General features: G+C 37.9%; 30 protein-coding genes. 4 read left to right on the plus strand and 26 right to left on the minus strand.

The genetic code is table 11. The features are described 5' to 3' along the window. Positions 1-182: 182 nt before the first annotated feature. The gene (locus PSF86_RS09115) at positions 183-2408 is read right to left on the minus strand and encodes a TonB-dependent receptor (protein WP_277899764.1); all 2226 of its coding nucleotides are present in this window, start codon (positions 2406-2408) and stop codon (positions 183-185) included. 112 nt (positions 2409-2520) lie between these two features. Further along, a complete protein-coding gene (locus PSF86_RS09120) occupies positions 2521-2913 on the minus strand; it encodes a hypothetical protein (RefSeq protein WP_277899765.1) in 393 nt (130 codons plus the stop codon). Positions 2914-3212: 299 nt separating this feature from the next. Here PSF86_RS09120 and PSF86_RS09125 point away from each other — a divergent pair, with 299 nt between their 5' ends. Continuing rightward, the gene (locus tag PSF86_RS09125; RefSeq protein WP_277899766.1) at positions 3213-3404 is read left to right on the plus strand and encodes a hypothetical protein; all 192 of its coding nucleotides are present in this window, start codon (positions 3213-3215) and stop codon (positions 3402-3404) included. Positions 3405-3480: 76 nt separating this feature from the next. Here the strand turns inward: PSF86_RS09125 and PSF86_RS09130 are convergent, their stop codons facing one another. The 5 genes from PSF86_RS09130 to PSF86_RS09150 form a co-directional block, all read right to left on the minus strand. Next, the gene (locus tag PSF86_RS09130) at positions 3481-3669 is read right to left on the minus strand and encodes a hypothetical protein (protein ID WP_277899767.1); all 189 of its coding nucleotides are present in this window, start codon (positions 3667-3669) and stop codon (positions 3481-3483) included. 41 nt (positions 3670-3710) lie between these two features. Further along, complete coding sequence (locus PSF86_RS09135; protein ID WP_277899768.1) at positions 3711-3872, minus strand: DUF1328 domain-containing protein; 162 nt, start codon at positions 3870-3872, stop codon at positions 3711-3713. A gap of 186 nt (positions 3873-4058) precedes the next feature. Further along, positions 4059-4934, minus strand: coding sequence for an ACP S-malonyltransferase (gene fabD / locus PSF86_RS09140; protein ID WP_277899769.1), 876 nt, complete (start codon positions 4932-4934; stop codon positions 4059-4061). A 145-nt stretch (positions 4935-5079) separates the two neighbouring features. Further along, entirely contained in the window at positions 5080-5592 is a 513-nt protein-coding gene (locus PSF86_RS09145) for a gamma carbonic anhydrase family protein (RefSeq protein ID WP_277899770.1), read from the minus strand. A 27-nt stretch (positions 5593-5619) separates the two neighbouring features. Further along, positions 5620-6615, minus strand: coding sequence for a PorP/SprF family type IX secretion system membrane protein (locus PSF86_RS09150; protein ID WP_277899771.1), 996 nt, complete (start codon positions 6613-6615; stop codon positions 5620-5622). An 88-nt stretch (positions 6616-6703) separates the two neighbouring features. Here PSF86_RS09150 and PSF86_RS09155 point away from each other — a divergent pair, with 88 nt between their 5' ends. Then, entirely contained in the window at positions 6704-7624 is a 921-nt protein-coding gene (locus PSF86_RS09155) for a NifU family protein (protein ID WP_277899772.1), read from the plus strand. A 186-nt stretch (positions 7625-7810) separates the two neighbouring features. On the opposite strand, the gene PSF86_RS09160 is transcribed toward PSF86_RS09155, so the two are convergent. Continuing rightward, on the minus strand, positions 7811-10075 hold the full coding sequence (locus PSF86_RS09160; RefSeq protein WP_277899773.1) for an inorganic phosphate transporter: 2265 nt from the start codon (positions 10073-10075) through the stop codon (positions 7811-7813). Between the two features lie 192 nt (positions 10076-10267). Between PSF86_RS09160 and PSF86_RS09165 the strand changes: the two genes are divergently transcribed. Together PSF86_RS09165 and PSF86_RS09170 are read left to right on the plus strand one after the other, a co-directional pair. Further along, positions 10268-10468: a dodecin family protein gene (locus PSF86_RS09165; RefSeq protein ID WP_277899774.1), complete on the plus strand. Its 201-nt coding sequence runs from the start codon at positions 10268-10270 to the stop codon at positions 10466-10468. Positions 10469-10641: 173 nt separating this feature from the next. Further along, positions 10642-11454 (plus strand): mechanosensitive ion channel family protein, encoded by an 813-nt coding sequence (locus PSF86_RS09170; RefSeq protein WP_277899775.1) that lies wholly within the window; start codon positions 10642-10644, stop codon positions 11452-11454. A gap of 3 nt (positions 11455-11457) precedes the next feature. Here the strand turns inward: PSF86_RS09170 and tsaB are convergent, their stop codons facing one another. From tsaB to gcvH, 18 genes are all read right to left on the minus strand, one after another. Further along, positions 11458-12129, minus strand: a complete 672-nt coding sequence (tsaB, locus tag PSF86_RS09175; RefSeq protein ID WP_277899776.1) for a tRNA (adenosine(37)-N6)-threonylcarbamoyltransferase complex dimerization subunit type 1 TsaB — start codon at positions 12127-12129, stop codon at positions 11458-11460. Between the two features lie 21 nt (positions 12130-12150). After that, positions 12151-13509, minus strand: a complete 1359-nt coding sequence (locus PSF86_RS09180; protein WP_277899777.1) for a TolC family protein — start codon at positions 13507-13509, stop codon at positions 12151-12153. A 29-nt stretch (positions 13510-13538) separates the two neighbouring features. After that, a complete protein-coding gene (locus PSF86_RS09185) occupies positions 13539-14660 on the minus strand; it encodes an efflux RND transporter periplasmic adaptor subunit (protein ID WP_277899778.1) in 1122 nt (373 codons plus the stop codon). Between the two features lie 11 nt (positions 14661-14671). Next, on the minus strand, positions 14672-15928 hold the full coding sequence (locus PSF86_RS09190; RefSeq protein WP_277899779.1) for an ABC transporter permease: 1257 nt from the start codon (positions 15926-15928) through the stop codon (positions 14672-14674). Between the two features lie 3 nt (positions 15929-15931). Continuing rightward, positions 15932-17161 carry an ABC transporter permease gene (locus tag PSF86_RS09195; RefSeq protein WP_277899780.1) on the minus strand — a complete coding sequence of 410 codons (1230 nt, stop codon included), beginning with the start codon at positions 17159-17161 and terminating at the stop codon, positions 15932-15934. Further along, positions 17151-17855, minus strand: a complete 705-nt coding sequence (locus PSF86_RS09200; RefSeq protein ID WP_277899781.1) for an ABC transporter ATP-binding protein — start codon at positions 17853-17855, stop codon at positions 17151-17153. The genes PSF86_RS09195 and PSF86_RS09200 overlap by 11 nt, the downstream gene beginning before the upstream one ends. A 188-nt stretch (positions 17856-18043) precedes the next feature. Then, positions 18044-18274, minus strand: a complete 231-nt coding sequence (locus PSF86_RS09205; RefSeq protein ID WP_277899782.1) for a hypothetical protein — start codon at positions 18272-18274, stop codon at positions 18044-18046. Next, entirely contained in the window at positions 18264-18797 is a 534-nt protein-coding gene (locus tag PSF86_RS09210; RefSeq protein ID WP_277899783.1) for a DUF420 domain-containing protein, read from the minus strand. The genes PSF86_RS09205 and PSF86_RS09210 overlap by 11 nt, the downstream gene beginning before the upstream one ends. A gap of 2 nt (positions 18798-18799) precedes the next feature. Then, positions 18800-19483 (minus strand): SCO family protein, encoded by a 684-nt coding sequence (locus tag PSF86_RS09215; protein WP_277899784.1) that lies wholly within the window; start codon positions 19481-19483, stop codon positions 18800-18802. Continuing rightward, on the minus strand, positions 19473-20153 hold the full coding sequence (locus PSF86_RS09220) for a hypothetical protein (RefSeq protein WP_277899785.1): 681 nt from the start codon (positions 20151-20153) through the stop codon (positions 19473-19475). Before PSF86_RS09220 ends, PSF86_RS09215 begins: the two co-directional genes overlap by 11 nt. Positions 20154-20230: 77 nt before the next feature. After that, positions 20231-20578: a cytochrome C oxidase subunit IV family protein gene (locus tag PSF86_RS09225; RefSeq protein ID WP_277899786.1), complete on the minus strand. Its 348-nt coding sequence runs from the start codon at positions 20576-20578 to the stop codon at positions 20231-20233. 18 nt (positions 20579-20596) lie between these two features. Continuing rightward, entirely contained in the window at positions 20597-21574 is a 978-nt protein-coding gene (locus PSF86_RS09230) for a cytochrome c oxidase subunit 3 (protein ID WP_277899787.1), read from the minus strand. Positions 21575-21624: 50 nt separating this feature from the next. Next, positions 21625-22206, minus strand: a complete 582-nt coding sequence (locus PSF86_RS09235) for a cytochrome c oxidase subunit 3 (protein WP_277899788.1) — start codon at positions 22204-22206, stop codon at positions 21625-21627. Beyond that, complete coding sequence (gene cyoE / locus PSF86_RS09240) at positions 22206-23111, minus strand: heme o synthase (protein ID WP_277899789.1); 906 nt, start codon at positions 23109-23111, stop codon at positions 22206-22208. The genes PSF86_RS09235 and cyoE overlap by 1 nt, the downstream gene beginning before the upstream one ends. A gap of 64 nt (positions 23112-23175) precedes the next feature. Continuing rightward, positions 23176-23955, minus strand: coding sequence for an energy transducer TonB (locus PSF86_RS09245; protein ID WP_277899790.1), 780 nt, complete (start codon positions 23953-23955; stop codon positions 23176-23178). 110 nt (positions 23956-24065) lie between these two features. Further along, on the minus strand, positions 24066-24776 hold the full coding sequence (locus tag PSF86_RS09250) for an energy transducer TonB (protein ID WP_277899791.1): 711 nt from the start codon (positions 24774-24776) through the stop codon (positions 24066-24068). 64 nt (positions 24777-24840) lie between these two features. Continuing rightward, positions 24841-25236 (minus strand): VanZ family protein, encoded by a 396-nt coding sequence (locus PSF86_RS09255; protein WP_277899792.1) that lies wholly within the window; start codon positions 25234-25236, stop codon positions 24841-24843. Next, a complete protein-coding gene (gene gcvH, locus PSF86_RS09260) occupies positions 25202-25585 on the minus strand; it encodes a glycine cleavage system protein GcvH (RefSeq protein WP_277899793.1) in 384 nt (127 codons plus the stop codon). The genes PSF86_RS09255 and gcvH overlap by 35 nt, the downstream gene beginning before the upstream one ends. Positions 25586-25631: the final 46 nt, after the last annotated feature.

Genomic DNA, 25631 nt, shown 5'->3' on the forward strand with positions numbered 1-25631 from the left:
TGCGATTCGTTGCTTTGTCAAAAACCATTTTTACATAGAACATACGCGTTAACCTATCAAGAAAAAGACTAAAAACAATTGTTGCGTTAAGTAAACAACAACAATAGGCTTGGAAAAAACCCTGTAAAATCTAATATTTTACAGGGTTTTTCTTGGTTTCTATCTGTCCTCCTTATTTCAACTTAAAACTGTACCGAAACTTTGCCCCTCAAATAAAAAGGGGTCCCGGGCGTAAAATGAATCTCCTCTATGGGTTTGGGTTCATTGTATAAACGGCTTTCGGTAGCAAATTGCGTTTCGTTCCATTCGGTATCAAAAAGATTTTCTATTATAATGCCATAGGTCCAATTTTTCCAAGTGTAGTTTATGTTAAAATCGGTCACAAAATAACCTTCAGCTACAATAGAATCGTCTTCGTTTGCCGGACGGTCGTCGATATACCGGTATGTTAATGCCCCGGAAAATTTTCCGAGGTTGTCCACCATTATCCCTCCTGCCGTTGTAAAATCGGGCGCAAGGGGAATGTAGTCTTCTCCTTTTGGTGCACCTACGCTCCTGCCTTTTGCAAAATTAGCATCGGCATACACATAGAGCCAGGGCAAAGCTTGGTAACGTGCCCCAATATCTAGCCCCAAACGCCTGGTCTGCCCACTTGGCTCCACAACAGCTGCGTCTCCCACATATACAAATTCCTGATCGAGGTACAGCCACCATAAAGTAGCGTTCAAGGCCAGTTTGTCCAATGGTTTCACAATTGTTCCCAAATCCATACCATAAGTCGTCGGAAGAATTTCATAGCCTTTATTAGCCACTACCACCCTTGCATCATTTGAGTGAAATCCCAGGCCGGTCTTTAAAAAAAGCTGCCAATTTGAATTTATACTATAAATGGTGTTCAATTTAGGGCTTATGGCCACTTTATCTTCACTTTTATCATCATAGGTTTCCGAAAGTGCATTCATGTACTGAAACTGAAAATAATCCAACCGGACAGACGGATTGAACGCCCATTTGCCAATACGGTATTCTGCACTAAAAAAACCATAAGCATTTACCTCATCAACATCGCCAAAGGCCAATTGCTCTAGTATTTCTTTTCTGTTTACGGTATGCGAAAGCTCTACATCATCCACATTATCGTACCTAAAACCGCCACCGGCCTGATATTCAAAACTTCCTCTGCCAAGGTTAAGGTTTTCCCTTTCAAAAATACTTTCGGCCCCTACTATTACCCTATTTTCCTTTTGATGGATTTGATCTCCGTTTACAGGATCGTACAAGTAAAAGGTAAAGTTAGAGTATAAATCAAAATTGTATTGAGAGACATATGCTTTGGATTTAATCGTACGGTTTTCGTCCAACATTTTAACATGGTTAACCAAAATATTGGTCCTGCTCGTTTCCCCGCCCTCGGTATCGTCTATGGCCCCAAACCTATCAATCAGGCCTTCATCAATGGCGCGTTGGGGTATTTGACCCGATGCGTTCCAGCGGCTCTGGAAATGAGATGCGGTAAACATCAGCTCCTCGTCATCAGCCACGGCATAGGTATACCTTCCCATGATGTTAACACGGTTAAAATCTTGTGGCGAGTCGAAAGGCCCGTCGGTTAAATACAATTCCGAAGCTATATAGGCATTGCTTTTTTGACTTTCAAGCACTTTTAGCATCCCCATAAAACGCATGGTACTAAATTGGCCCGCTTCTAAGGATATTAAATTATCGTCTAGCTTTTTCCTGCGGTGAAGATCAACATAACCGGCCGTTGTAAAATCTCCATGATCTGCATAATACGGCCCTTTGCCAAAATTAATATCTTCAATGGTCTCCGGAATGACAAAATGCAGGTCGGAATACCCTTGCCCATGTGCATGGGAAACCATATTTACCGGCAAACCATCTACATTAATGGATATATCGGTTCCATGGTCAATATCAAACCCACGCAAAAATATTTGCTCTGCCTTTCCCCCTCCGGCATGCTGACCAATAATAAGGCCCGGAACCTTCCGCAAGATCTCCTGTGAAGATTTTACCGGGTTGGTCTTTATGTCCACATCTACCAAACGGCTTAGCGCATTTACCTCTGACACCAATACGACCTGTCCCAAGGAAATACTTGCCTCATTCATGGTTACCAATTTAGCTGCTGAAAGATCTGAAGCCTTTACAACAACCAAAACCGTTTGATAGCCCAAAGATGAAAAATAAACAGAATCGTTTACCGATGTTTTTACCAAACCATAGGTCCCAGATTCATTGGAATGTGTGTGGCTACCCGTTGTTTTGTTAAATATGGCAACGTCCACCAATGGCTCTCCGAAATTATCGACAACCTTTCCCGCCAATGTTTGGGCATATTGCGCATTAATGAGCAGCATAAAGAATGCTGTTATTATATATTTCATAAATTAATCTTTAATTGACATTTACATTCAAAAGAATGATACCTTATACATTTTAAAATAGTACATAGCTATCTTACCCCTAAAAAAGGGGCACATAACTGTTTTATGTAAATTAAAGAAGTTTGGGCGGCGGTGTAATTACCTCTAGTGGACTGGAATTAAAGACCATATGTAAACTCCATACGGGCAAAAAGTCAACAATCAAAATATTTTTGGTATGGATATGGGCCTGCACCACTATGTGTTTATCTATTGTATGCTGAAAAATAAAATTTCTTTTGTTTTTATCTCCATCTGAATCATTCAATAATTCAGCAAAAAAAGATATTAATTTATGCGAATGAGATTTTACCTGGTGTTCATGAGGGTGCCCGCCATACTGAAAAGAATGGGAGTGTGGGTGAGAATGTGCCGCATGCCCCTTAGCAATACTTTCCAATTGATGCGATACTATATGGGCAACATCAAGCAATGGGTTGTGCAATGGGGCAAAAATGTATACCATAACCATTACGACAACCAAGCTCCTATAGAGAAAACCCTTAATGTTGGCCAATAAATTCAACAAGATATCTTATAAAAAATTAGCAATTACAAATCTATAAAAAAGAATGGCCACACTATCTTTTCCAGAGGTATTAAAAAGCAGTACGTTATACCGTTAATTCTTCAATAAACTATAACTGTTTTTAGTGTTTTCACATTGCTACTATAGATTTTATCTTTCGAATCATCAATAAGATAAAATATAACTATTTGACTTTTAACCACATATTTACGTTCTTTGTGGTGTAAACAAAAAATATGGCTTTTATAAAAATTAAAAGAAAAACAAAATTAGAAAAAAGGTACAGTAAAAAAATGGGGAGCATTAGTGTAAAAGTAACTTATGTAAAAAAGCATTTTTTTGGTGTACCGCTTAGAACTATTCACAAATACAGGGAAACCTATTATGGTAACATAAAAGATTGTGAAGATTGTGTATTGACTGCATAAAAGTATAAACTTTAAAAATAAAAAACCACGCCCAAGGACGTGGTTTTTGCTTTAAACAATATCAGGTTTCCGATTGTTAATTATTGTCATCGGTCATATCATCAATTTCGTCTTCCACTTCTTCTGCACCTTCTTCAATTTTATCACCGGCATCGTCTGCCGCTTCTTTTACTTGTTCTGCCGGAGTGTCTTTTTTCTCCTTACAGCTAGATGTAAATGCTGTTAACGAACAGATTAGTGCAAGTGTTAAAAATATTTTTTTCATGTTGTTTAGTTTTATGGGTTAATAATATGAAATTAAAAAAATCATCGTCTCGCTATCCTACTTATCAACGATATCAAGAACAGTACGATAAATATGAAAAATAAAATTTTGGCAATCCCAGCCGATGCCTCAGAAATACCTCCAAAGCCAAAAACGGCTGCAACTAATGCCACTATTAGAAAAATAATTGTCCAACGTAACATAATTTAAATTTTTATGGTTATATCTAAATATACGTATATAAAGTTTTTCCCGACTTCTTTTTAATTAACTTTAACTTAACATGTTAAATAGCTGTTAATCAGCCTTTATTATTTTTTTGGTGTTTTTTTTAAAATAAAAAGCCCTGCATTTTTTGCAGGGCCTTGAAGCACTTATTATTTTATTTTTTATGCCGAAGCAACTTCTGCCTCTTTGCTTATTTTCTTTACCAAACCTTGCAAAACTTTGCCCGGGCCTACTTCTGTAAACAAAAGGGCACCGTCTTTAACCATGTTCTGTACGCTTTGTGTCCATTTAACCGGGGCCGTTAATTGTGCTATTAAGTTCTTTTTAATCTCGTCCGGGCTTGTAACGGCGGTGGTTGTTACATTTTGATATACCGGACATACGGGATTATTGAATTGGGTTTGCTCTATGGCCGCCGCCAGTTCTTCTCGTGCAGGCTCCATTAAAGGCGAATGAAAAGCCCCGCCAACAGGTAATACCAATGCCCTCCGGGCACCCATTTCCTTCAATGTTTCGCATGCCCTGTTCACGGCTTCTATTTCCCCAGAAATTACCAATTGCCCGGGGCAATTGTAATTTGCGGCAACTACAATGCCTTCTGTTTCATTGCAAACCTGTTCTACAACCTCATCTTCCAGCCCCAAAACGGCTGCCATGGTACTTGGTGTAATCTCGCATGCCTTTTGCATGGCCATGGCTCTTCGGGAAACCAATTGCAGTCCATCTTCAAAAGTCAGGGTATTATTGGCCACCAAGGCCGATAGCTCTCCTAATGAATGCCCGGCAACCATAGCTGGCTTGAATGTATTGCCAAGGACCTTGCTCAATATTACCGAATGCAAAAAAACCGCAGGCTGGGTAACTTTTGTCTGTTTTAAATCTTCTGCCGTTCCCTGAAACATAATGTCGGTTATGGAGAAACCTAAAATGTTGTTTGCCTGTTCGAAAAGCTCTTTTGCCAAATCGGATTTTTCATAGAGCTCTTGCCCCATTCCTACAAATTGAGCCCCTTGACCAGGAAAAATATACGCGTTCATAAGTGTTGTTTTTTCAAATTCTGTTCAGCAAAAATAGAAATTATATTGCTTTTTGGCAGTTTATTCATCCATCAATTACTTCGGCCAGGCCGGTCTAGTTAAAAAAACATGGAAACTTGCCACTTCCCGTGGTTATTGGAGCTACCTACCGAGTAAACCAAGAAGCATAGGTTACATAACTGTTTGCTATACGCTCTATTTCATTTTTACTAAGCTCTTTGCTAATCTCCTTTATTTTTTTGGCGGGAACCCCAGCATAAATGCTCCCAGACTCTACTGTTGTACCTTGTGTAACTACGGCACCGGCGGCTATTATAGAATTACTTTCAACAATACAATTGTCCATTACAATACTGCCCATGCCAATTAGCACATTATCCTGTACGGTACAACCGTGCACAATGGCATTGTGCCCAATAGATACATTATTGCCTATTGTGGTCGGACATTTTTTATAGGTACAATGAATTACGGCCCCATCCTGGACGTTTACCCTGTTTCCTATTTTTATATAATGCACATCGCCCCTTATTACGGCATTAAACCAAACGCTACAATCGTCTCCCATGGTAACATCTCCCACTATCGTGGCATTTTCTGCCATAAAAACATTGCTGCCCCACACAGGTTCTTTGCCATTAACTGCCTTAATAACCATATATTTTTTCTGAAGATTAAAACCCTATTAATAATTTACCGCCGGGCACTTACATTTATAGCCGCCGTCGTCTTGCAAGAAATCGTATCCAATGGTAATTTGATGAAACCCTCCATTGTCAAACCTGAGGTCCCCACTTTGATAAGAATAATTATAAGAAAACATAAACTTGTTCACGTTTACTCCTATAATTGGGGTAAAAAGCTGTAGTTTTTGGGTCTGCGTACTTCCTGCAATGTCATATTCGGCACCGTCAAAACTTCTTCTGTATGAAAGTCCGCCCCATATTTTACCAAATTCCATTTCCCTATATACTTTGGCATTTATATCAACCGAAGATTCTTCTGTATATTCTGAAAACTGAAACATTACCGATGGCTCAAACTGCCATTGCGACCGCCCGAACACATATCCCGTTAAAAAAAGATACCGCCTTAAATTATCTATTTCTTCGGCAGAGTATAAGTCCCTACCGCTCCCCAATATATTCTTAACGGCAACATGCGCATAAAATTCAAGAAAATTATAAGACATCCCAACATCCATATTAAAGTAGTTCACATTGGTACTGGTGCCCGTTATAATAGGATCGGGGATAATGGAAGTAAATTCCGATTCGTCCAGCCTGCTTTGCAAAAAACCTACGTTAAGCCCAAAAGACAACTGGTTTACACCGTCGCGGTATTCCGATAAGGTTATGTGGTGCGCATAAGTAAACTTCATCCCGGTCTGGGAGTGGTACCCATTCCTATCGTTATACAAAATAGCGCCTATCCCGCTTTTCCCCCCAACCCGTACATGGGCATTCAATGTTTGCAATGCCGGGGCCTTTTCTACATCAAACCATTGCTTTCTGGCCGTTAGGCGTATCTTCCCGCCATGACCCACTCCCGCCATGGAAGGAAAGATCAAATAATAATTGTCCGATAGGTAATCAAAATATACCGGAATACCTTCCTGGGCAATACAATTTATTGTAAAGAAAAAGGATAAGGCTATAAAGATTCTTTTATATGTCCCCATAAAAAAGTATAATTATTTTTGTAGGTTAATCCTTCAAAGGTATTAAAAGATGCCATAGGTTTTGTAATTTTGCATCAAATTCGATGAAATGGAAGCCTTTAAAATAAAAATACAGCCCACAAACAGGCCCGCTATTATAAAATTTGAAGCCAATAAATTTTTAACGCGGAAACAAAACTACGAGTTTAAAAACGTTGACGAGGCCAAAAACTCGCCCTTGGCAAAACAGCTTTTTTATCTGCCCTTTACAAAAACGGTATATATCTCCGGCAATTTTGTTGCCATAGAACGTTACGACATAGTAGAATGGCCGGACGTGCAAAACGAAGTGGCCGAACAAATTGAAAATTATTTAAATTCTGGGGAACCGGTAATTATTGAAGATGAAAATACCCCCTCTAAAATTCCGGTTACGGTATATGCCGAAAGTACGCCAAACCCCGCGGCCCTTAAATTTGTATGCAATAAAAAACTGGTATTGGTTACCTACGAATTCAAGAATATTGAAGAAGCCAAAGATTCGCCACTGGCAACGGGACTTTTCCATTTTCCTTTTGTAAAAGAAGTCTTTATTGATGAAAACTATATTTCCATATTAAAATACGATATTGCCCAATGGGATGATATTGTAGTAGAATTAAGGGAATACATCAGGCTCCACATTGAAGAAGGAAAAGATATTGTTAACGAGAACGCCACCGCAAAATCTACAAAATCGCAAACAACAACGGCAGCCAACAATAAAAGTGTGGATACTGCCAATCTGGACGACACCTCCAAGCAAATTGTAGATATCCTTGAAGAATATGTAAAGCCTGCCGTGGCTAGCGACGGGGGTAATATTTTGTTTCAATCGTATGACGAAAGCTCTAAAACCGTAAATGTAATATTACAGGGTGCCTGTAGCGGATGCCCATCTTCTACCTTTACCCTAAAAAACGGCATAGAGAACATGCTTAAAAGCATGCTTAACGATAAGGTAAACGAAGTTGTTGCCATTAACGGATAAAAAATAAACATCTCATACAAAAAGTCCGGCTTGAGTAATTCTTGCCGGGCTTTTCTTTAACATCTGCACAAAAACCGAGGCTGTTTGTATGCTAAAAGCTACTCCAAATATGCTATAGGTCTATGGTATGGAACAAGCGGTTGATACCAATCTTTATGTGCTACAGCCGCTACATAATGCCTGTTCTTACCTTAATCTTTTAAAATCACTATGAAATTCCTTAAACAAGGACAATAAATTAATGGTAGCAGTTATAAGGTCTTTTGTTTCCAGCAAAATACTAAAATACAGCTTGGTATTTTTAGGGCTTGTCTCGGTGCTTCGTATCCTTTCAATCTGCTTTTGTATAAGCCCTGAGACATATTCGAGCAATTCTTTCTTTTCATCAATTATATCGGCTATGTCTTCAAAAGTATCGCCATCAAAATCATCTTTAATCCTTTCATATAAAACATGAAGTTTGTCGTCTATCTTTTTTAGGTCCCTAATCTGGTTGAACTTAAGGTTTTTATGGTTATTATTAACATGGGCATAGCTGTTTTTACTTATATAACCAATAGACTGTACCATGTCTTGAAGGTAATCCAGTGTTAAAATATAAAACTTACTGGCCTCAACAGATCTCTCATCGAGCGATTTAATAAAATAAAAAATATCGCTTTTTAAGGTATCTACTTCATTTTCAAGTTTACTCAACTGTTTTTTAAGTTTCTTGAGCTTGTTTAGGTCCTGTAGCCCCAAACTATCGACTACTTCGGTATAAACCTTATTGATTCTTTTAATTACCTTGGATATATTGTCTGAACTTTCACTTATAATCTCGTTAATGGTAATAAGCGATGTCCTGTCTATTTTTTGTGATGCTTCTTTTTCCTTTTCGGTCTTTTTATAAACCATAAAGCTCCGGGCAAGCAACAACACGGCCAGTATTAACAACAACACCAATGCTATTCCCTTTCCAAAATAGATCAACGTTGCAAACAGGGCCGCGGCAACAAAGGCCACAATGGCGGTTACAAACCATCCGCCAATAACATTAAACACCCCCGCCACACGGTATACGGCACTTTCCCTTCCCCAGGCCTTGTCAGAGAGCGATGTACCCATGGCCACCATAAAGGAGACATATGTGGTAGACAATGGTAGCTTTAAGGAAGTTGCCAGGGAAATCAATATACTGGCAACCATTAAATTTACCGAAGCCCGTACCATGTCAAAGGCCGGCTCGTCGTTATGATGCTTTACGGCCTTTTTATCGTCTGTAGAAAATCTAAGGTCTATTTTATCTTGAATGCTGTTGGGCAGTACCGTTGCTATTGCCCCGTTAATGTTTACAGAAGCTCTAACGATTATCCTTGACAAAAAGTTGGGCTCGAACTTTTCTGCCCCTTCACTGCTCCTTGCCAAATTAATCTCGGTGTACATTACCGAGCGTGCCTTTTTAGAAAGCCATAAAGTTACAACCATAACCAGCCCGGCAAGTATAAGCAAATAGGTAGGTGTCTCTACCTTTCCCGAAAGCCCGCTCATTACAAGCTCATTGGGCAGCACCCCGGTAGATTGGTATGCCCCGTGCCATATTTCATACGATTGGTATGCGGCAATAGGGACCCCGATGAAGTTTACCAGGTCGTTTCCAGCAAATGCCAGCGCAAGGGCAAAGGTTCCAATTAAAATTATTGCCCGTAACAGGTTGTATTTGGTATAACTTATAATTGCCTGCGAAATTGCGGTAAAAAATATTAAACAAGCAATAACAATAAGTGGTTTGTTGCCATCTACAAAACTTAAAAAGGACTGCGGGATTGCGGCTACGCTTTTAATGCCCTTTATCAATATAAAATATACAATAGATGTTATTGCCACACCGCCAAAAACGGCGCCTACATATTTTATTCTCTTTTGATAATGGAATGAGAAAACAAACCTTGAGATCCATTGTACAATGGCACCAACGGTAAATGCTATTATTACCGACAATAATATGCCCACAACAATTTCTCCTGCTTTTGCACCGTTTATGTAGTTTGAAATTTCCCCCAGGGCACCATTGCTGTTTATAATTTTAATAAACGAAATGGCCACCGAGGCCCCTAAAAGCTCAAAAACTATAGATACTGTGGTAGATGTGGGAAGCGCAAGGGAATTAAACAGATCCAGAAGCAGGATGTCCGTGATCATAACGGCCATGAATATGACCATGATTTCGTTAAAATAAAACTGCCCAGGATTAAATATGCCCTTTCGTGCCACTTCCATTAATCCAGACGAAAATATGGCGCCCACGGCCACCCCAATACTTGCTATTATAAGTATTGTTTTTAAAGAAGCTGCTTTAGACCCCACTGCGGAATTTAAAAAATTTACAGCATCGTTACTTACACCAACTACCAAATCTGTAATGGCCAACGCAAAAAGGGCCACCAACATAAAAATATAAAACTGCTCCATAAATACATTTATACTAGGAGCAAAAGTCCATCAAGAAATTAAAAACAAAGTTAACTTAAGGTTACCAAACCATTACATTGAAATTAATAACCGTCTCTTACCCTTATAGTTAAAAGCAACAAAACTTTTAATTGTAAAAAAATTCAGCTATCTTTAAGAAGAAAGTAGTATTAATTATAAACATTAAACATCATGGCAGTATTAAAAGTAATAGAGGTATTGGCAAACTCAGAAAAAAGTTGGGAAGATGCCACTAGAAATGCAGTAAAAAAGGCATCAACATCTGTTAATAATATAAAGTCGGTTTACATCAACGAGCAAAGCGTTACCGTAAAAAACGGCGATGTAGACAAATACAGGGTAAATGTTAAAATAACTTTTGAAATAGATTAAATAAAACGCAATTTGTTTAAATTGTCTGAAAAGAAGCACTATTTATATTTAATGACCCTAATTTGGGGAACTGTTTAGTAGGAAAACTATTAAACAGTTTTTATTTTAAGGAAAATCTTTTTTTAATCAAAAAGTAGGTTCTAATTTTGAAAATAAACAAAAAAGAAAATTTTATGGAAACAGATAAGTGGATAGAAGAAGGTTATAAAATGGCCATGGAGTATGCCCCAAAAATAGTTATGGCCATTTTAATATGGATTATAGGAAACATTATTTTTTCGCGCATTCTAAAAATTGTCAAGAAAATAATGGAAAAACGCGATTATGATATTAGTCTGCGTAAATTTTTAGCGAACATGTTTTACTGGACTTTCAAGATAATCCTTATTTTGGTAGTTCTTGGCACTTTAGGCATAGAAACCACTTCTTTTGCAGCAGTTTTAGCATCGGTCGGTTTAGCAGTGGGTCTAGCTTTGCAGGGTTCATTGTCGAATTTTGCGGGCGGTGTACTTATACTCATCTTTAAGCCCTTTAAAATAGGCGATTGGATTGAAGCCCAAGGACTATCGGGGACTGTTAAGGAAATAGGCATCATCAATACTACTTTAAACACATTTGGCAACCAACTGGCCATTATCCCGAACGGAAAATTGTCTAACGATAATATTGTAAACTACAGTGCCGAAGAAACACGGCGCGAAAACATTACGGCTGGCATTAGTTATGATTCCGACATTAAAAAAGCAAAAGAAATATTGCTCGATATTGTAACCAGCAATGAAAAAGTCTTGAAAACCCCCGAACCACAGGTAATGGTTGCCGAACTTGCGGACAGCTCTGTAAATTTATCTTTAAGGTATTGGGCAACCAATGCAAATTTTTGGGACTGCCGTTGGTATGTAATAGAAGAAATGAAACATAGGTTTGATGCAGAAGGCATTGAAATTCCTTATCCTCACCAAGTAGAAATCCAAAAACAAGGTTAATGTTTACTTAGGTTTTGTAGTAACAAAATCTTTTAAATAATAAGGTTCAAAATAGGCGACATCCACAAAGTCGCCTATTTTATATTTTTCATTAGAAAGAACAGCCATTTCCCTAGCCGAAGGAAAGCAGACTTCTTCTTGAAAAACAGCATTTTCATGCGTGATGACACCTTTGCATTTTTCGGCTCCATCACCTAAAAAATATACTTTTCCTTCGTTTAAATAAGATAAAAATGATTCTGAAGTAATTATTTCGGGCTTGGTCTCTCTTATTTGTGCATGGTTTTTATATACAGCGGCATATACCTCCATCCTTCTGGCATCTAATAAAGGAACAACGGCTATATTATCTTCTTCTGGAGATTGCATCTCTAAAACAGACAATGTAGGTAAAGCTATAAGGGGTTTTCCCAATGAATAGCATAGACCCTTTGCGGCAGACACACCAATACGCAAACCCGTATACGAGCCCGGACCTTCGCTTACGGCAATGGCATCGATATCTAAAAATGACAAAGAAGCACTATCGAGTGCTTCTTTAATAAAAACATGCAGATTCTCGGCATGTGTATAACCTTTGTCGTTAATTTCTTTTAACGCTATTACTTTATCTTCTTTACTGACACTAACCGAACAGTTGGTTGTTGCCGTTTCTAAATTTAGGATAATTGCCATAATGCAAAAATACCTGCATTACTACCATTCTTCCAAAGGAATTCCGTAATAAAATTTAAGCACCTTTAAACGAAAGATAAAGTCGTATTTAGTTTGAATAAGCGTTGCTTCGGCATCGTCCAGTCTTGCCTGTGCCTGGGTAAAGTCGAAACTGTTCATCAAGCCAACATTATAGCGCTCTTTGGCATAGTCAAAAGCCAAGCGTCTTGCCTCAACGGTTTTTCCGGCAGCCTCATAACTTTTGTAAGCCCCTTTTACATCTACATACGCCTGATTAATATCGGTTTCCAATTGTAATTTGTCTTGCTCCAATTGTAATTTTGCACGTTCTACACCAATTTTATTTCTTTTAATGTTGTTTTCAACACTAAAACCATTCAAAATAGGAACATTTATTTGGGCCCCATACGATATTCCGTCATAAATCCAAAGCTGATCTTTAAAACCGATTAATTCCCCGGTAACAAGATCCCTGTTTTGATCTGAATAACGTGTATTGTAATTAATAAATGCACTCAAAGATGGGTACCTTGCGCCTTTGGCAATTTTAAGGTCTTCTTTAGACAAGTCTACATTAGCCTGAGAAGCTTGTATATCGTTTCTAAAAGTAAGTGCTTTTTCATAGATTTCCCGGGGTGTTACATTTAGTACGGCATCGTCTGGAATAACATAACCTTCATCCAGCACATCAAAATTTTCATAATCGCTAATTTGTAGCAATTGTGCCAAGCTTATGCGGGCAATCAACACACTGTTTTCGGCAACAACAATTTGTTGTTCTTGGTTGGCCGCCGTAGCTTCAATCTCTAGCAGGTCGCCTTTTGGTAATACACCATTATCTACCAGTTCCTTGGTCCTTTCCAAATCCTGTTGCGTAGACCTATATTGGGCATTGAGCACATTTAAAGTTTCCCTGTTCGACAATATCTGAAGGTATGCATTGGCCACCCCCAAACGAATATCGTCTTTAATATCATCGGCTTGGTACTGTGTGGCTATGGCATTTAGCTTTGCCCGGTTTAATTGATGGAAGTTACGTAGGCCATCAAAAAGTGTAATACTGGATGTAATGTCTCCCGAAGCAGTAAATATGGAAGTGTTTACAAAATCGTTGGTCGTTGGGTCAATCGTCAAACCTGAGTTACCCGACGCCCTTAAAGTTCCGTTTAACGTTGGAATAAAGTTACCAATGGCATCCGACTTATCGATTTTAACATTCTCCAAATCCAACTCTGCTTGTTGAATGGTTAAGTTATGTTCTTCTGCATAGCGCACGCACTCCTCCAGCGTCCATAGTTTCTTGCCCTCAACCTCTTGGTTCTCCTGGGCTTTAACCGCAATAGCGCACAACAATGCTATAACTAATATTTTAAACTTCATAAAACTTCGTTTTTTTATGTATTGGACCATTAGTTATTTTCTTCTTTTTCATCGTCCATAGGTTCGGTTTTGTTCCAAACCTTGATTTTATCATCTTTTGTAATCCCGGACAGTATCTCTACGTTAATCCCATCGGAAACGCCGAGCTCCACATCACGTCTCTCGAATTCATTTTCTCCGGTCATTACTTCCACATATGGTTTTTCGGTATCTTTATCAAATTGAAGTATGGCCTCTTTTATTGCCAGTACATTTTCTTTCTTTTCTAAAATAATTGAAGCATTGGCACTATATCCGGCCCTAATAAACACATCTTCCGGCAAGGTTAAATCGGCTTCAATGGTAAATTGTACCGCCCCTTGGTCTTCAACCCCTTTTGGGGCAATAAACTTGAGTTTGGCATCAAACTCTTTGTCTTGTACCGCACCTAAATTAATAGAAATAGGCATCCCCATTTTAAGTTTGTCCACTTCAGCCTCATCAACTTTTCCTTGAAAAATCATTTTAGACATATCAGCAATGGTTGCAATAGAAGTCCCATCGTTAAAGTTATTGGCCTCAATTACTTGGTCCCCTTCTTTTACGGGTATTTCCAAAACGGTACCATTCACTGTTGCTCGGATATTGGTATTGGCGGTTGCCGAACCTCCTGCCGAACCTACACGTATTATTTGGTAGTCGTTCTTGGCATTTTCCAGTTCTTGTTTGGCCTGGTTGTATTGCAGTTCTACTGTCAAGAAATCCTGGCTTGCCACCACCCCTTTATCGAACAATTTTTTATTTCTTTCGTATTCTATTTTTGCATTGCTCAAAGCTATTTCGGCATTGCTCACACGGCCCCTTGCACTTACTAACGATTGTTCGTTTGGAACTACTTTGATCTTTGCTATAAGATCTCCGGATTTTAATTTATCGCCTTCTTCAACAAAAATCTCATCAATAATACCGGATATCTGTGGTTTTATTAATACTTCATCTTCCGGGATTACCTTTCCCGTGGCAATAACTTTATTGGTAATTGACTCTTCGGTTGCCGATGTAGTCTTGAAGGTTACAGCGGGTTTGCTATTAGTTTTTATTATTCTTGCAACAGCATATAGAACTAATATTACTCCTAATGCAATTAGAACATACTTTAAAATTTTCTTCATAGTTATTTAGTTTATTCTTCTCTTAATGCTTCTATTGGTTTTATTTTTACAGCCCTGTTGGCCGGTATTAATCCTATTAACATACTTAACCCTACCATTAGGATAAACGAAAATACTATTTGTGGAATACTTACGGTGGGGTTTACAAACGGAAACTCGTCGGAACCTCCAAATTTATAATCCAAAAAGTGCAATGCTGCCACTGATATTACAAAACCTACCAATCCAGCAAAGGTTGTAAGTACGATGGATTCTAATATAATTTGACGTTTAATAATTTTCGGGGTCGCTCCCAGGGCACGCCTCACGCCAATTTCATTGGTTCGTTCTTTTACCGTAATCAATAAAATATTGCTCACGGCAATAACCCCGGCCAGAAGTGTAAAAATTCCAACGAAAAACGAAAAACCCTGAAGCACAAATGTAAATGCGCTTATTCCTTTAAATATTTCAGAAAAATCGAAAGACCCAATAGCCCTTACGTCATCGGGGTGTATATTGTATTTTTGCTTTAAAAGTTTCTTTATTTTGCCTTCTGCCACGGAAACTTGTTTGTCGGGATCTACCAAAATGGCCATCCACCCTATTTTATTGCCACTATTAAAAGCTTTCTGAAAGGTAGTAAAGGGAACAAAAATTGCATTTTCCCCTTCAAAATTTATATTGTCGTTTTTCTTGAAAATCCCCACAACAGAAAAATAAATCCCGTTAATCTGAATTGATTTTCCAATGGCCTTTTCTCCTTTATCAAAAAGCAATTTATAAGCATCGAGGCCTATTACACATACTTTTTTCGATTCTTCTATATCATTTTGGTTGATAAACCTTCCTTCTACAATTCGCTTTTTTGATACTAAATCGATGCTGGGGTAATCTCCATAAACTCCCGATCCACTAGACCTTCCTTCCCTTATTACGGTTGAAGTACCGCCAAAATCACCCAGTTGTATCCGCGGGGCAATAATATCGACCTCGCTTACCTGGCGTTTAATTAGGGCTACATCTTCAAGGGTAAAGTCTATTCTTCGGCCACGCTCAAACCCTTTATAGGGTATTGATGTGGTCTGGGTCCACATAAACATACTATTGGTAGCTGTTCCAGCAAAGATTTTATTAAATCCGTTGGACATTCCCGTTGTGGCCCCTAATAAAAGAATAAGGATTAAAATAGCGAAAATAACACCAAGTGTAGTAAGGAAGGTCCTTAACATATTCTTGCTTAAGGTACTAAAAACTTCGCTCCAAAGGTCTCTGTCTAATATTCCCATAGTTTAGTCTGCTCTTAGTGCTACAATTGGTTTAACTTTGGCCGCCTTAATGGCCGGTATTAATCCCGCCAACAATCCTGCTACTATTAATACAATGGTAGAAGTAATTACCGTTACCGTATCTACAGAAGGGTTTGAAAATGCCGGTGCATCTACAATAGGCGAAATGGCCGCAACGACCCCCATGGCAAAAATCATCCCGATTAAACCGGAAATCGATGTAATAAATACCGATTCCAGTAAAACAAGTTTAATTACATCAAAAGGTTTAGCGCCCAATGCCTTTCGCACCCCTATTTCTTTAGTTCGCTCTTTAATGATGAAAACTAAAATGTTGCCAATTCCTACAATCCCCGCAATTAAAATAAGCATTCCAATACCGATACTTATTACTGAAAGCATGGTTGTAAAGTTGGAAACATCAGAAAAACCCTCGGCATAATTATTCATGTATAGTGCCCCTTGATCGTCGGGGTCTATCATTAACCTTCTTTTTAAAACTTCTTCAAGGTTATCTGAAAAATTAATGGCCTCGGCAAAATTAAATTCCGGGTTGTATGTCAATGCTATTTCATCTATTTGATTGGTATTTCCGTACAAACGTTGAAATGTTGATACCGGCACGTACATGTTTCTTTCTTCCCGTTCGTTTCCATCGTCTGAAAAAACACCTATAACCTTATAAGAAAGCTCGTTTAAAATAAGGTTTTGTCCTACCGGGTCTTCATCCTTAAATAATTCATCGGCTACTACTTTACCTATTACAACTACTTTTAAGGTATTTTTAATGTCGTTTTCATTAATGTAGCGTCCATTGTTTATTAGGGTTCGTTCTATTTTTTGATGATCGGGGTTTACAGAACGTGCGGAGTAGGTGCCTGTTTCATTTCCATACCTAGCCGTTACGCTTTTGGTAAATCTAGGTGTGATGTACTCATAATATCCCTTAAAGCTTTGTTTTATATAATCCAGGTCTTCATTGTCGAATTGTATCCTTCTTCCAGCTTCAAAACCACCATAAGGCTTTGTGGTCGCTCCCGGATAAATAAAGATAGAGTTGGTGGCATCGTCATTAAACTGTTTGGTAAAACCGTTTTTCATTCCATCTACCGAAGCCAGCAAAAGCACCAATATAAAAATACCCCATGCTACGGAAAATCCCGTAAGGAAAGTACGGAGTTTATTGTTCTTGATACTGTGAAATATTTCTGACCAGAGATCCCTACTGAACATGTGCTGAAGCTCTTACTTGATTGACTAATGTATCTTCCATTATTACACCATCTTTTAAGTGTACAATACGTTTGCACATATTGGCAATGTCTTCTTCATGGGTAACCACTAAAATGGTCTTGCCCTCATCGTTGATTTTCTGGATAAGGTCCATTACTTCATACGATGTTTTACTGTCCAATGCCCCGGTTGGTTCATCGGCAAGCATTACTTTTGGTTCTGCTGCCAATGCTCGCGCAATGGCAACTCTTTGTTTTTGCCCACCAGAAAGTTCACTGGGCAAATGGTCTATCCAAGGCCCCAGTCCAACAGATTCCAAATGTTTTACGGCACGCTCCTTTCTTTCTTTTCTATTGACCCCTTGGTAATAAAGTGGGAGTGCCACATTTTCCCAAGCAGATTTATAATTAATTAGATTGAAAGATTGAAAAATAAAGCCGAGAAATTTATTTCGGTAATTTGCAGCTTTTGTCTCGCTAAGATTTTTAATGGGCACACCATCAAGAAGGTATTCGCCTTCGTCAAGATTGTCCAACATGCCCAAAATATTAAGCAATGTTGATTTTCCAGATCCCGAGGAGCCCATAATCGCCACAAGTTCACCTTCTTTTACAGAGAAGTTAATACCTTTTAGCACGTGAAGCGAGTTACTGCCCATGTGATAAGACTTGTGAAGGTCTTTTATTTCAATCATGATGGTTAGGTTTTCTTAGGTACTACATTACATATTGCAATGAAAACATTAAAGTAACCCTGCTTTTCACACAAGCTTACATCAATAAGACTCCTAAAGAATTAATTTGTTACGAAATAAATGTAAAATAATTGTTAAAATTTAACACACCAATACGATTAGGTGTCTTAAATGGGGATTTTTACTTGTTACTTCATCCTTTTAAAGATAAAATAGCCCAGCACAGCTATTAAAACATACGGTACCGCCATTAAATACACAATACCATTGTTAATGCCTTCTGCCACTTCTTTTCCGCCACCCGTTTCCAGTACCGCCCTGCACATAGCACATTGGGCATGGCTCAAGCTTGGCATGCTCAGCAGAAGAACGATAAGTATTATTGTTTTTATATTTTTTAGCTGAACCTTAGTACACATAATATGGAGATATCATAAGATAAACAACTACACCTGTAACAGCGACATAAAGCCACAACGGAAAAGTTATTTTTGCTATTTTTCTATGCTTGTCATAACGTTGCGACAAAGCCCTAACATAGGTTATCAATACCAGCGGGATAATACCTATGGACAATAAAATATGGGTTATCAATATAAAGTAATATACATATTTAACAGCGCCTTCCCCGCCATATGGAGTAGAATTGGAAGTCATATGATAGGCCACATACATTACCAAGAAAGCAATGGAAAATGCTATACAAAGCTTCATTAGGCGCTCGTGCAGCTTCCTGTTCCCGTTTTTTATGGCCACCACGGCCAAAACCAAAACAATGGCTGTTACCCCATTAATTGAAGCATAGATTGGTGGCAGGAAAGATAAAGGCTCTACATCGGGTATTTTAATGCCGAACAAAACGGCCACAGCCAATGGAATAGCAATAGACAATACAATTATCCATTTATTATACTTTTTCTCTACAGATACGTTCGGCTCCATTTTTATTTGCTTTTTAGTAATGCTTCTATATCCTGTTCAATCATTTTTACCCCTTCATCGGTAGTTCCGTCGTAATACACTATAGGATTTCCAAACTCGTCGGCTCTTGAACGGATGTTGCCCTTTCTGTCAATTAATGCAAAAAGCCCCGAATGCTCGAACCCTCCGTTAACACTTTCATCCTGACCGGCAAAAAGGTTAAACCCTGTATTGGAAAGTGCATAAATTTTGGTCATATCCCCGGTCATCATGTGCCAATTTGGATTGGTTACCCCATACCTGTCGGCATATTCTTTTAATACCTCGGGCGTATCGTTTTCTGGGTTAATTGTAAATGAAGCAATAGCAAAGTCTTCTTGATTTTTAAATTTATTTTGAAGTTTTACCATATTAGCGTTCATAATAGGGCATATGGAAGGGCAGGTTGTAAAGAAAAACTCAACCACATATACTTTCCCTTTATAATCTTCGTTGGTTATGGTGTCTTTATGTTGATCTATGAATTTAAAAGAAGGTACTTTACCCATGGTAAGCAAGTCTTCGGCATTTGCTTTTTTCATGCCTACCGAATGCCTATCCCCATCTACCACCGTTCCGGTTTTTATCCTGTTTACAATTTCAGGAATAAAAATAATTCCGAAGACCAGAATTACAAAGCCTATAAGTATGTACGATTTATTCTTCATCTTGATTGTATTTTAAATATGAGCCCCTTTTTGACGGACTTCCATTATTCTTAAGTGCCAATCTATATTCTGCCAGCAACACCTTAATATCGTCAATCATTTTATTATTGATTACCGCTACAGAAGTTGCATCGTAGCCAAACAATTCTTTTTTGGCATCATCATCTTTTAAGCGACCCCTAAGGGCTACATCTTTATCAATTATAAAGACATAAGGTGTATAAAGGTTTTCATCTAAAGAATAAGGGGTTTGCAAACTTTTGAAAACAGATTCTATTTTTTCTTCTGATGCAAATACAAAATGCCAATTAGATACATTTGCCAACGGGCTAAGTTCATTTTTTAAAGCTTGCACCTGTTCTTCTGTACCAGCTGGGACCAATGTTATAAACTGAAAGTCTTTAAAACCATTGAATCTTTTGTATATTTTTTGGTTTAAATTAAAGGCATTTAATTTTTTACTTTCAATTTTTTTGCCAAGAAAGCCCAAAACAGTGATATTCCCTTTAAAATCGACCGCCTCTCCTTCAGAGTCTTTTAGATACCCTATATTTTCTACTTTTTGTTGAAGAACTGGCAATTTCCCAAAATTATTCACGCCCGAAGCAAAAAAAAGGTAAACAACTATAGGAAGTATAAAAAGCACTCCAAGAACAATATATTTCTTCATCTGGCAGTAGTATGTTTAAAACTGGTGCAAAAATAAAAAAGACGGTTTAAAACCGCCTTATTTGTATTGTTAAAGTATTAAAAATCCCAACTTACAAAGCCGTCATGGTATACATCGTGGATATAATTTCCTTCCACGAGCAAGATAAATGCCAGATACGGAATTAAGATTAAAAGTGGCAATACAATAGACCACCTAAAACTTCCCTTTTCTCCTTCAAGGTGCATAAAGGCCCATGCAATGTAATATGCTTTTACCAAGGTTAGGATGATGAAAATCCAGTTGAGCATTTTCATCCCCAGCACATGGCCTTCTAAAAATTCGGGACGTACAATACCTAAAATAACTTCTACAATTGTAATAACGGACATAATTCCAAAAACTGTCCAGATTCTTTTTGTATTTGATTCGTGTGCGTGTGCCATTTTTTTTAACTAAATAATTTATACAAGGTAAAAGAAGGTAAATACAAATACCCATACAAGGTCTACAAAGTGCCAGTACAGACCTACTTTTTCTACCATTTCGTAACTTTTTCTTCTTTCGTATGTTCCTAAAATAACATTGATAAAGATAATGATATTGATAATTACCCCAGAGAATACATGGAATCCGTGAAACCCTGTAATAAAGAAGAAGAAGTCTGCAAATAAGCGATTTCCATATTCGTTATGGACTAAATTTGCACCTTCTACAACCAATGTTGCTTGAGAAAGGCGTTCTGCGGTTTGCTCTCTCGAAAGTATTATTTTTTTGCCATGCTCGTCAGATTGTTCAGTTCTGGCAACAATATTTTTATTTGCTTCAAAACCGGCTACTACTTCTTCAACCGAAAAAGAAGACAATGTGGTTTCAGACTCATACCATACTCCTTCGTTGGAATGCTGGGTAACCCTTTCGCCATGCAATGGTTTTGCAAAATCTGCCAAAGCCACGCGTTCTCCCGTGGTTGCATCTAGAAACTGAAGTATCCTGCCCGATCTTAACTCTACTGCACCATACTCGCCTTTGATAAAGTTTTTCCATTCCCAAGCCTGAGAGCCTACGAATATTAAACCACCTATAATGGTTGCAAACATGTACCAAATAACCTTGTTTTTCTTTAAATGGTGACCTGCATCTACTGCCAATACCATGGTAACAGATGAAAATATTAAGATAAATGTCATAAACGCCACATAATACATTGGGGCGTCAACACCGTGTAAAAACGGAAAGTGTGTAAACACTTCATCGGCAATTGGCCAAGTTTCTATAAACTTGTATCTTGAAAAACCGTAAGCGGCTAAAAAACCAGAAAAAGTCAACGCATCGGATACGATAAAAAACCACATCATCATTTTACCATAACTTGCGCCAAGTGGTTCGTTTCCCCCACTCCAAACTTTTTCTTCAGAACCTGTAGTAACAGTAGCTTCCATAAATGTTAAAGTATTCTTATTTTAAAATTTGTCAAATTTACGTTTTTTATTTATCTAAAGAAATAGAAAAATAAAATCAAATATACCCACAAAAAGTCTAAAAAGTGCCAAAACATCGCACCAAGTTCTAAACCAAGGGTTTGCCCCGGTTTATACTTTTCTTTAAAATGATTATAAATTACTACCACAAGCACCAATAAACCAGCAAATACGTGCACTAAATGCGAAAAGACAATGGCATACAGGAAAGATGTGGTAATGGTACTTTCGCTTCCGGTGAAATAATAACCGGCATCTACTATTTGTGAAAAACCTTGAAATTGAAAAAAAACAAACAACAACCCTAACACAAAGGTGGTTAACAATAACAAGGTTGCCGCTTTTCTATCGCTTTTTTCAATGGCTTTTTTTGAAAGGTAAAAGGTTATGCTACTTATTACAATAGCAACGGTACTTATAACAAAGGCAACGGGTATTTCTATTTCAGAAACCCAATCAGGCCTTGATTTACTTACAACATACGCACTTGTTAGGCCCGCGAACATCATTGCTATACTTATCATCCCGAACCAAAGCATCATTTTTTTTGCTCTGGCGTTCTTCAGTTCGTTACTTCCTTGGGTTAAATCCATCAACTTATAAATTTATCTAGTACATATACAATTTGCATGAGCGAAATATAGCTTACGCTTGCCAACATTAGTGCCCTTGCTGTTTTATTGTCTCTTTTATGATATAATTTGAATGCAAAATACAACATCCCTATACCCATGACAAAAATGATGACTGCCGCAAAAATAGAAAGATCCAATTTTCCCGTAAGCCCCGTTACCGGAAACACGGAAGCCAATATCATCCAGATAGTATACATTATTATTTGCAGTGCCGTGGCCTTATCTTTTTTTCCGGTTGGCAACATTTTAAAACCTGCTCTGTTGTAATCTTCATCCAGCATCCAGCCAATTGCCCAAAAATGGGGGAACTGCCAAAAAAACTGTATCATGAACAAAGTCCCGGGTTCTATTCCAAAATCATTTGTTGCCGCTACCCAGCCCAACATAAAAGGGATGGCGCCCGGAAATGCCCCTACAAAAACCGCCAAGGGGGTTTTGGTCTTTAACGGCGTATAGACACAGGTGTATAAAAATATGGAAATGGCGCCAAACATGGCCGTTTTAGGGTTGACTATATACAATGTTATTACACCTAAAATGGTAAAAACCACCGCTATGGAAAAAGCTGTATTTACCGACATTCTTCCTGATGGGATAGGCCTGTTTTGGGTACGCTTCATAAGTGCATCCAAATCTTTTTCTATTAATTGATTGAATGCATTGGAAGCCCCGACCATAAAGTAACCGCCAAAGACCAGTAGCAACAATATTTTTAGGCTAAAATTATCTGCACCCAATAAATAGCCGGCAATAGAGGAAAAAACAACGCTAAACGCAAGTCCCGCTTTGGTAATTTGTTTAAAATCATCAAATATCAGGGAAAGCGGTTTTGTTTTTGTAGTTGTATCCAATACGGTTTTCATCTATCCTTTCTAAATCGGGTGCAAAGATAACTCACAAAAGCTTTTTATGCAATGATTTAAGGAATTACTCTACTTTAAAAATTATCGGTTTTAAAAACACCACCTCTACTTCTTTATTTCCTTGCTTTCCGGGTTTCATTTGCGGTATCAGTTTGGTCACTCTTTCTGCTTCATGCTCTAATGATGGATGGGGCGCCCTTACCTTTACATCGGATACGTTGCCTTGTTTATCTATTTTAAACTGTACGTCAATACGAAGTCTTCCGCTTAAACCATAATCGGAAGCAATTGAAGTATTAAAGTTTTTTTGAACAATTCTATTTATTTTTTCGCTCATGCATTCTCTTTTTTCATCATTAGAAGCCAAAGATTCGCATCCCGGGTATACTGGCACAAACTCTACAGATACAATTGAAATTGGCCCCGGGTCTTCTTCTATTGTAGGAACCACGATATCGTCTACATCAACTTCTACGGCATCGGTTTTATTTATAAATTCTTTTTTTGCCTCTACTTTGGTATCGTTATCAACCACTTTTACTTCATCGGTAACTTGTGACTTTGCAACAGGTTCATTGTTTATCTTTTTGTTCTTGACCTCTTCTATCTCGAAATCGGGCATTACATACACTTTATCATCTTCCAGGACTGTCTTGGGGTTATTTACGGGGATGTTTGGTACCGCAAAGGCCGATTCGATTAAAGCATAACATACGGCCAGCCCGATTACGAGGCCGATTTGAAACCTAAAGACTCCTCCTTTAATAGAAAAATCTTTTTTCGTTGTTCTTGACTGATTTGGTGCGGAAGCACTCTTTTGCTTAAATGGTTTAAAGTTTTTCATAACTCATTGATTTAAATGTTAATGTTCTCTTAAACATTCTCAACAAGCGTACCAAACAAAAAAAGCCCGGGCAAATGCCCAGGCTTTGTATATAATAAGGAGTTTTCTTATTAATTCAATTTAAACACAATTGGATATGCAAAAGTTACCGGTGTAGGCCTTCCACGTTGTTTACCAGGAATAAGTTTAGGCAATTTATTAATAATACGCCTTGCCTCTTCATCCAAAGATTTGTCCGGAGCCCTTGTGTTAAGAATGGTAATGGTACCATCTTTATTGATACGGAAATTTACATATACCCTTCCTTGAATACCCATTTCTTGAGCCATTTCGGGGTATTTAAATGTTTTTCTTACGTGCTTATCAAGGTTTTCCTTAAAACAGGCAAACTGCTGAGCTTTTGGCACCCCTTTACACTCTTCGAACATTGGTTTATCTTCAATTACCGTAAATGGCACATCTACATCTACCGGTTCTTCTACTTCTTCAATTTCTTCAACCTCAACGATTTCTTCTTCTTGTGATGTTTCGGTTGACTCAATTACAGTCTCTTCAACTTCTTCTTCATCTTCAACCACTTCAATAACTTCTGGCGCAGCTGGTGGTGGTGGAGGTGGTGGGGTTTTAATTTGTTCGGTTAAAGGCACTTCTTCCTCTAACTGATCATCTACATCCAGTGTATAATTAAAAGCCTCAACTTTATCGTACTTTTTCCACTCGATAGCTCGCCAAGTTAGAAATGAAATCAAAGCCAACCCTATAGCGAAGTATAAACCGCTATTACGAGTTAAATCGGCTTTTGGATTCTTTTTAGGTTCCATAATCTATTTATTTGTTTGCTAATTTAATTATTTATTTAGATAATTTCCAATTTAATTTCCCTTTTTAACGCAATCTGGTGATTAAAGCGTACTTTATCAAAAAGATAGCTATTAAAATTCCCATTGAATTTGCTATAATATCTTTCAAATCGAAAGATCTTTCATATGGAAGCACATATTGTAATACCTCAATAATTATACCATATACAAAAGAAAACAGCGAAACTTTAACGATGGCATTTTTAATTTGGCTTTTATTAAAATAGAGGAAAAAAAGCAGGGTGTTCACAAAGTAAAAAACCCCGTGCACCAATTTATCCGGGACTTCCATTCCATGTTCTACTTCCTGTACAATCTTAACAGAAACCAAACTTGCCAAAGTAATGAGGCATAGCCAGCTTACGGCCAAAAAAAGATATGTGTTTTTATGAAGTGCCAACAAGTTCTTTATAATCGGCATCGCTTAACAAATCGTCTATTTCTGATGTATCGGAAATTTTAATTTTTATCATCCATCCTTCACCGTAAGGATCGGTATTTACTTTTTCAGGTTCGTCTTCAAGAGATTCATTGAACTCGGTTATTTCGCCAGAAAGGGGCAAAAACAGGTCTGAAACGGTTTTTACTGCTTCTACGGTACCGAAAACCTCTTCTCTTTCAAGGGTCTCGTCAACGGTTTCCACTTCTACGTAAACAATATCTCCCAATTCGCTTTGCGCAAAGTCCGTAACGCCTACAGTTGCTACATCCCCTTCGATCTTAACCCATTCGTGGTCTTTTGTGTATTTTAATTCTGAAGGAATATTCATAAGATATAAAAGATTAATTTATTAGCTGGACAAATGTAATTCTTTA

The organism is Galbibacter pacificus (assembly GCF_029603165.1).
GTDB classification, from domain to species: domain Bacteria; phylum Bacteroidota; class Bacteroidia; order Flavobacteriales; family Flavobacteriaceae; genus Galbibacter; species Galbibacter pacificus.

Coding starts and splice junctions, on each gene's coding strand:
- PSF86_RS09115 (WP_277899764.1), bottom strand. CDS start 2,408: ATGAAATATATAATAACAGCATTCTTTATGCTGCTCATTAATGCGCAA.
- PSF86_RS09120 (WP_277899765.1), bottom strand. CDS start 2,913: ATGGTATACATTTTTGCCCCATTGCACAACCCATTGCTTGATGTTGCC.
- PSF86_RS09125 (WP_277899766.1), top strand. CDS start 3,213: ATGGCTTTTATAAAAATTAAAAGAAAAACAAAATTAGAAAAAAGGTAC.
- PSF86_RS09130 (WP_277899767.1), bottom strand. CDS start 3,669: ATGAAAAAAATATTTTTAACACTTGCACTAATCTGTTCGTTAACAGCA.
- PSF86_RS09135 (WP_277899768.1), bottom strand. CDS start 3,872: ATGTTACGTTGGACAATTATTTTTCTAATAGTGGCATTAGTTGCAGCC.
- fabD (WP_277899769.1), bottom strand. CDS start 4,934: ATGAACGCGTATATTTTTCCTGGTCAAGGGGCTCAATTTGTAGGAATG.
- PSF86_RS09145 (WP_277899770.1), bottom strand. CDS start 5,592: ATGGTTATTAAGGCAGTTAATGGCAAAGAACCTGTGTGGGGCAGCAAT.
- PSF86_RS09150 (WP_277899771.1), bottom strand. CDS start 6,615: ATGGGGACATATAAAAGAATCTTTATAGCCTTATCCTTTTTCTTTACA.
- PSF86_RS09155 (WP_277899772.1), top strand. CDS start 6,704: ATGGAAGCCTTTAAAATAAAAATACAGCCCACAAACAGGCCCGCTATT.
- PSF86_RS09160 (WP_277899773.1), bottom strand. CDS start 10,075: ATGGAGCAGTTTTATATTTTTATGTTGGTGGCCCTTTTTGCGTTGGCC.
- PSF86_RS09165 (WP_277899774.1), top strand. CDS start 10,268: ATGGCAGTATTAAAAGTAATAGAGGTATTGGCAAACTCAGAAAAAAGT.
- PSF86_RS09170 (WP_277899775.1), top strand. CDS start 10,642: ATGGAAACAGATAAGTGGATAGAAGAAGGTTATAAAATGGCCATGGAG.
- tsaB (WP_277899776.1), bottom strand. CDS start 12,129: ATGGCAATTATCCTAAATTTAGAAACGGCAACAACCAACTGTTCGGTT.
- PSF86_RS09180 (WP_277899777.1), bottom strand. CDS start 13,509: ATGAAGTTTAAAATATTAGTTATAGCATTGTTGTGCGCTATTGCGGTT.
- PSF86_RS09185 (WP_277899778.1), bottom strand. CDS start 14,660: ATGAAGAAAATTTTAAAGTATGTTCTAATTGCATTAGGAGTAATATTA.
- PSF86_RS09190 (WP_277899779.1), bottom strand. CDS start 15,928: ATGGGAATATTAGACAGAGACCTTTGGAGCGAAGTTTTTAGTACCTTA.
- PSF86_RS09195 (WP_277899780.1), bottom strand. CDS start 17,161: ATGTTCAGTAGGGATCTCTGGTCAGAAATATTTCACAGTATCAAGAAC.
- PSF86_RS09200 (WP_277899781.1), bottom strand. CDS start 17,855: ATGATTGAAATAAAAGACCTTCACAAGTCTTATCACATGGGCAGTAAC.
- PSF86_RS09205 (WP_277899782.1), bottom strand. CDS start 18,274: ATGTGTACTAAGGTTCAGCTAAAAAATATAAAAACAATAATACTTATC.
- PSF86_RS09210 (WP_277899783.1), bottom strand. CDS start 18,797: ATGGAGCCGAACGTATCTGTAGAGAAAAAGTATAATAAATGGATAATT.
- PSF86_RS09215 (WP_277899784.1), bottom strand. CDS start 19,483: ATGAAGAATAAATCGTACATACTTATAGGCTTTGTAATTCTGGTCTTC.
- PSF86_RS09220 (WP_277899785.1), bottom strand. CDS start 20,153: ATGAAGAAATATATTGTTCTTGGAGTGCTTTTTATACTTCCTATAGTT.
- PSF86_RS09225 (WP_277899786.1), bottom strand. CDS start 20,578: ATGGCACACGCACACGAATCAAATACAAAAAGAATCTGGACAGTTTTT.
- PSF86_RS09230 (WP_277899787.1), bottom strand. CDS start 21,574: ATGGAAGCTACTGTTACTACAGGTTCTGAAGAAAAAGTTTGGAGTGGG.
- PSF86_RS09235 (WP_277899788.1), bottom strand. CDS start 22,206: ATGGATTTAACCCAAGGAAGTAACGAACTGAAGAACGCCAGAGCAAAA.
- cyoE (WP_277899789.1), bottom strand. CDS start 23,111: ATGAAAACCGTATTGGATACAACTACAAAAACAAAACCGCTTTCCCTG.
- PSF86_RS09245 (WP_277899790.1), bottom strand. CDS start 23,955: ATGAAAAACTTTAAACCATTTAAGCAAAAGAGTGCTTCCGCACCAAAT.
- PSF86_RS09250 (WP_277899791.1), bottom strand. CDS start 24,776: ATGGAACCTAAAAAGAATCCAAAAGCCGATTTAACTCGTAATAGCGGT.
- PSF86_RS09255 (WP_277899792.1), bottom strand. CDS start 25,236: ATGCCGATTATAAAGAACTTGTTGGCACTTCATAAAAACACATATCTT.
- gcvH (WP_277899793.1), bottom strand. CDS start 25,585: ATGAATATTCCTTCAGAATTAAAATACACAAAAGACCACGAATGGGTT.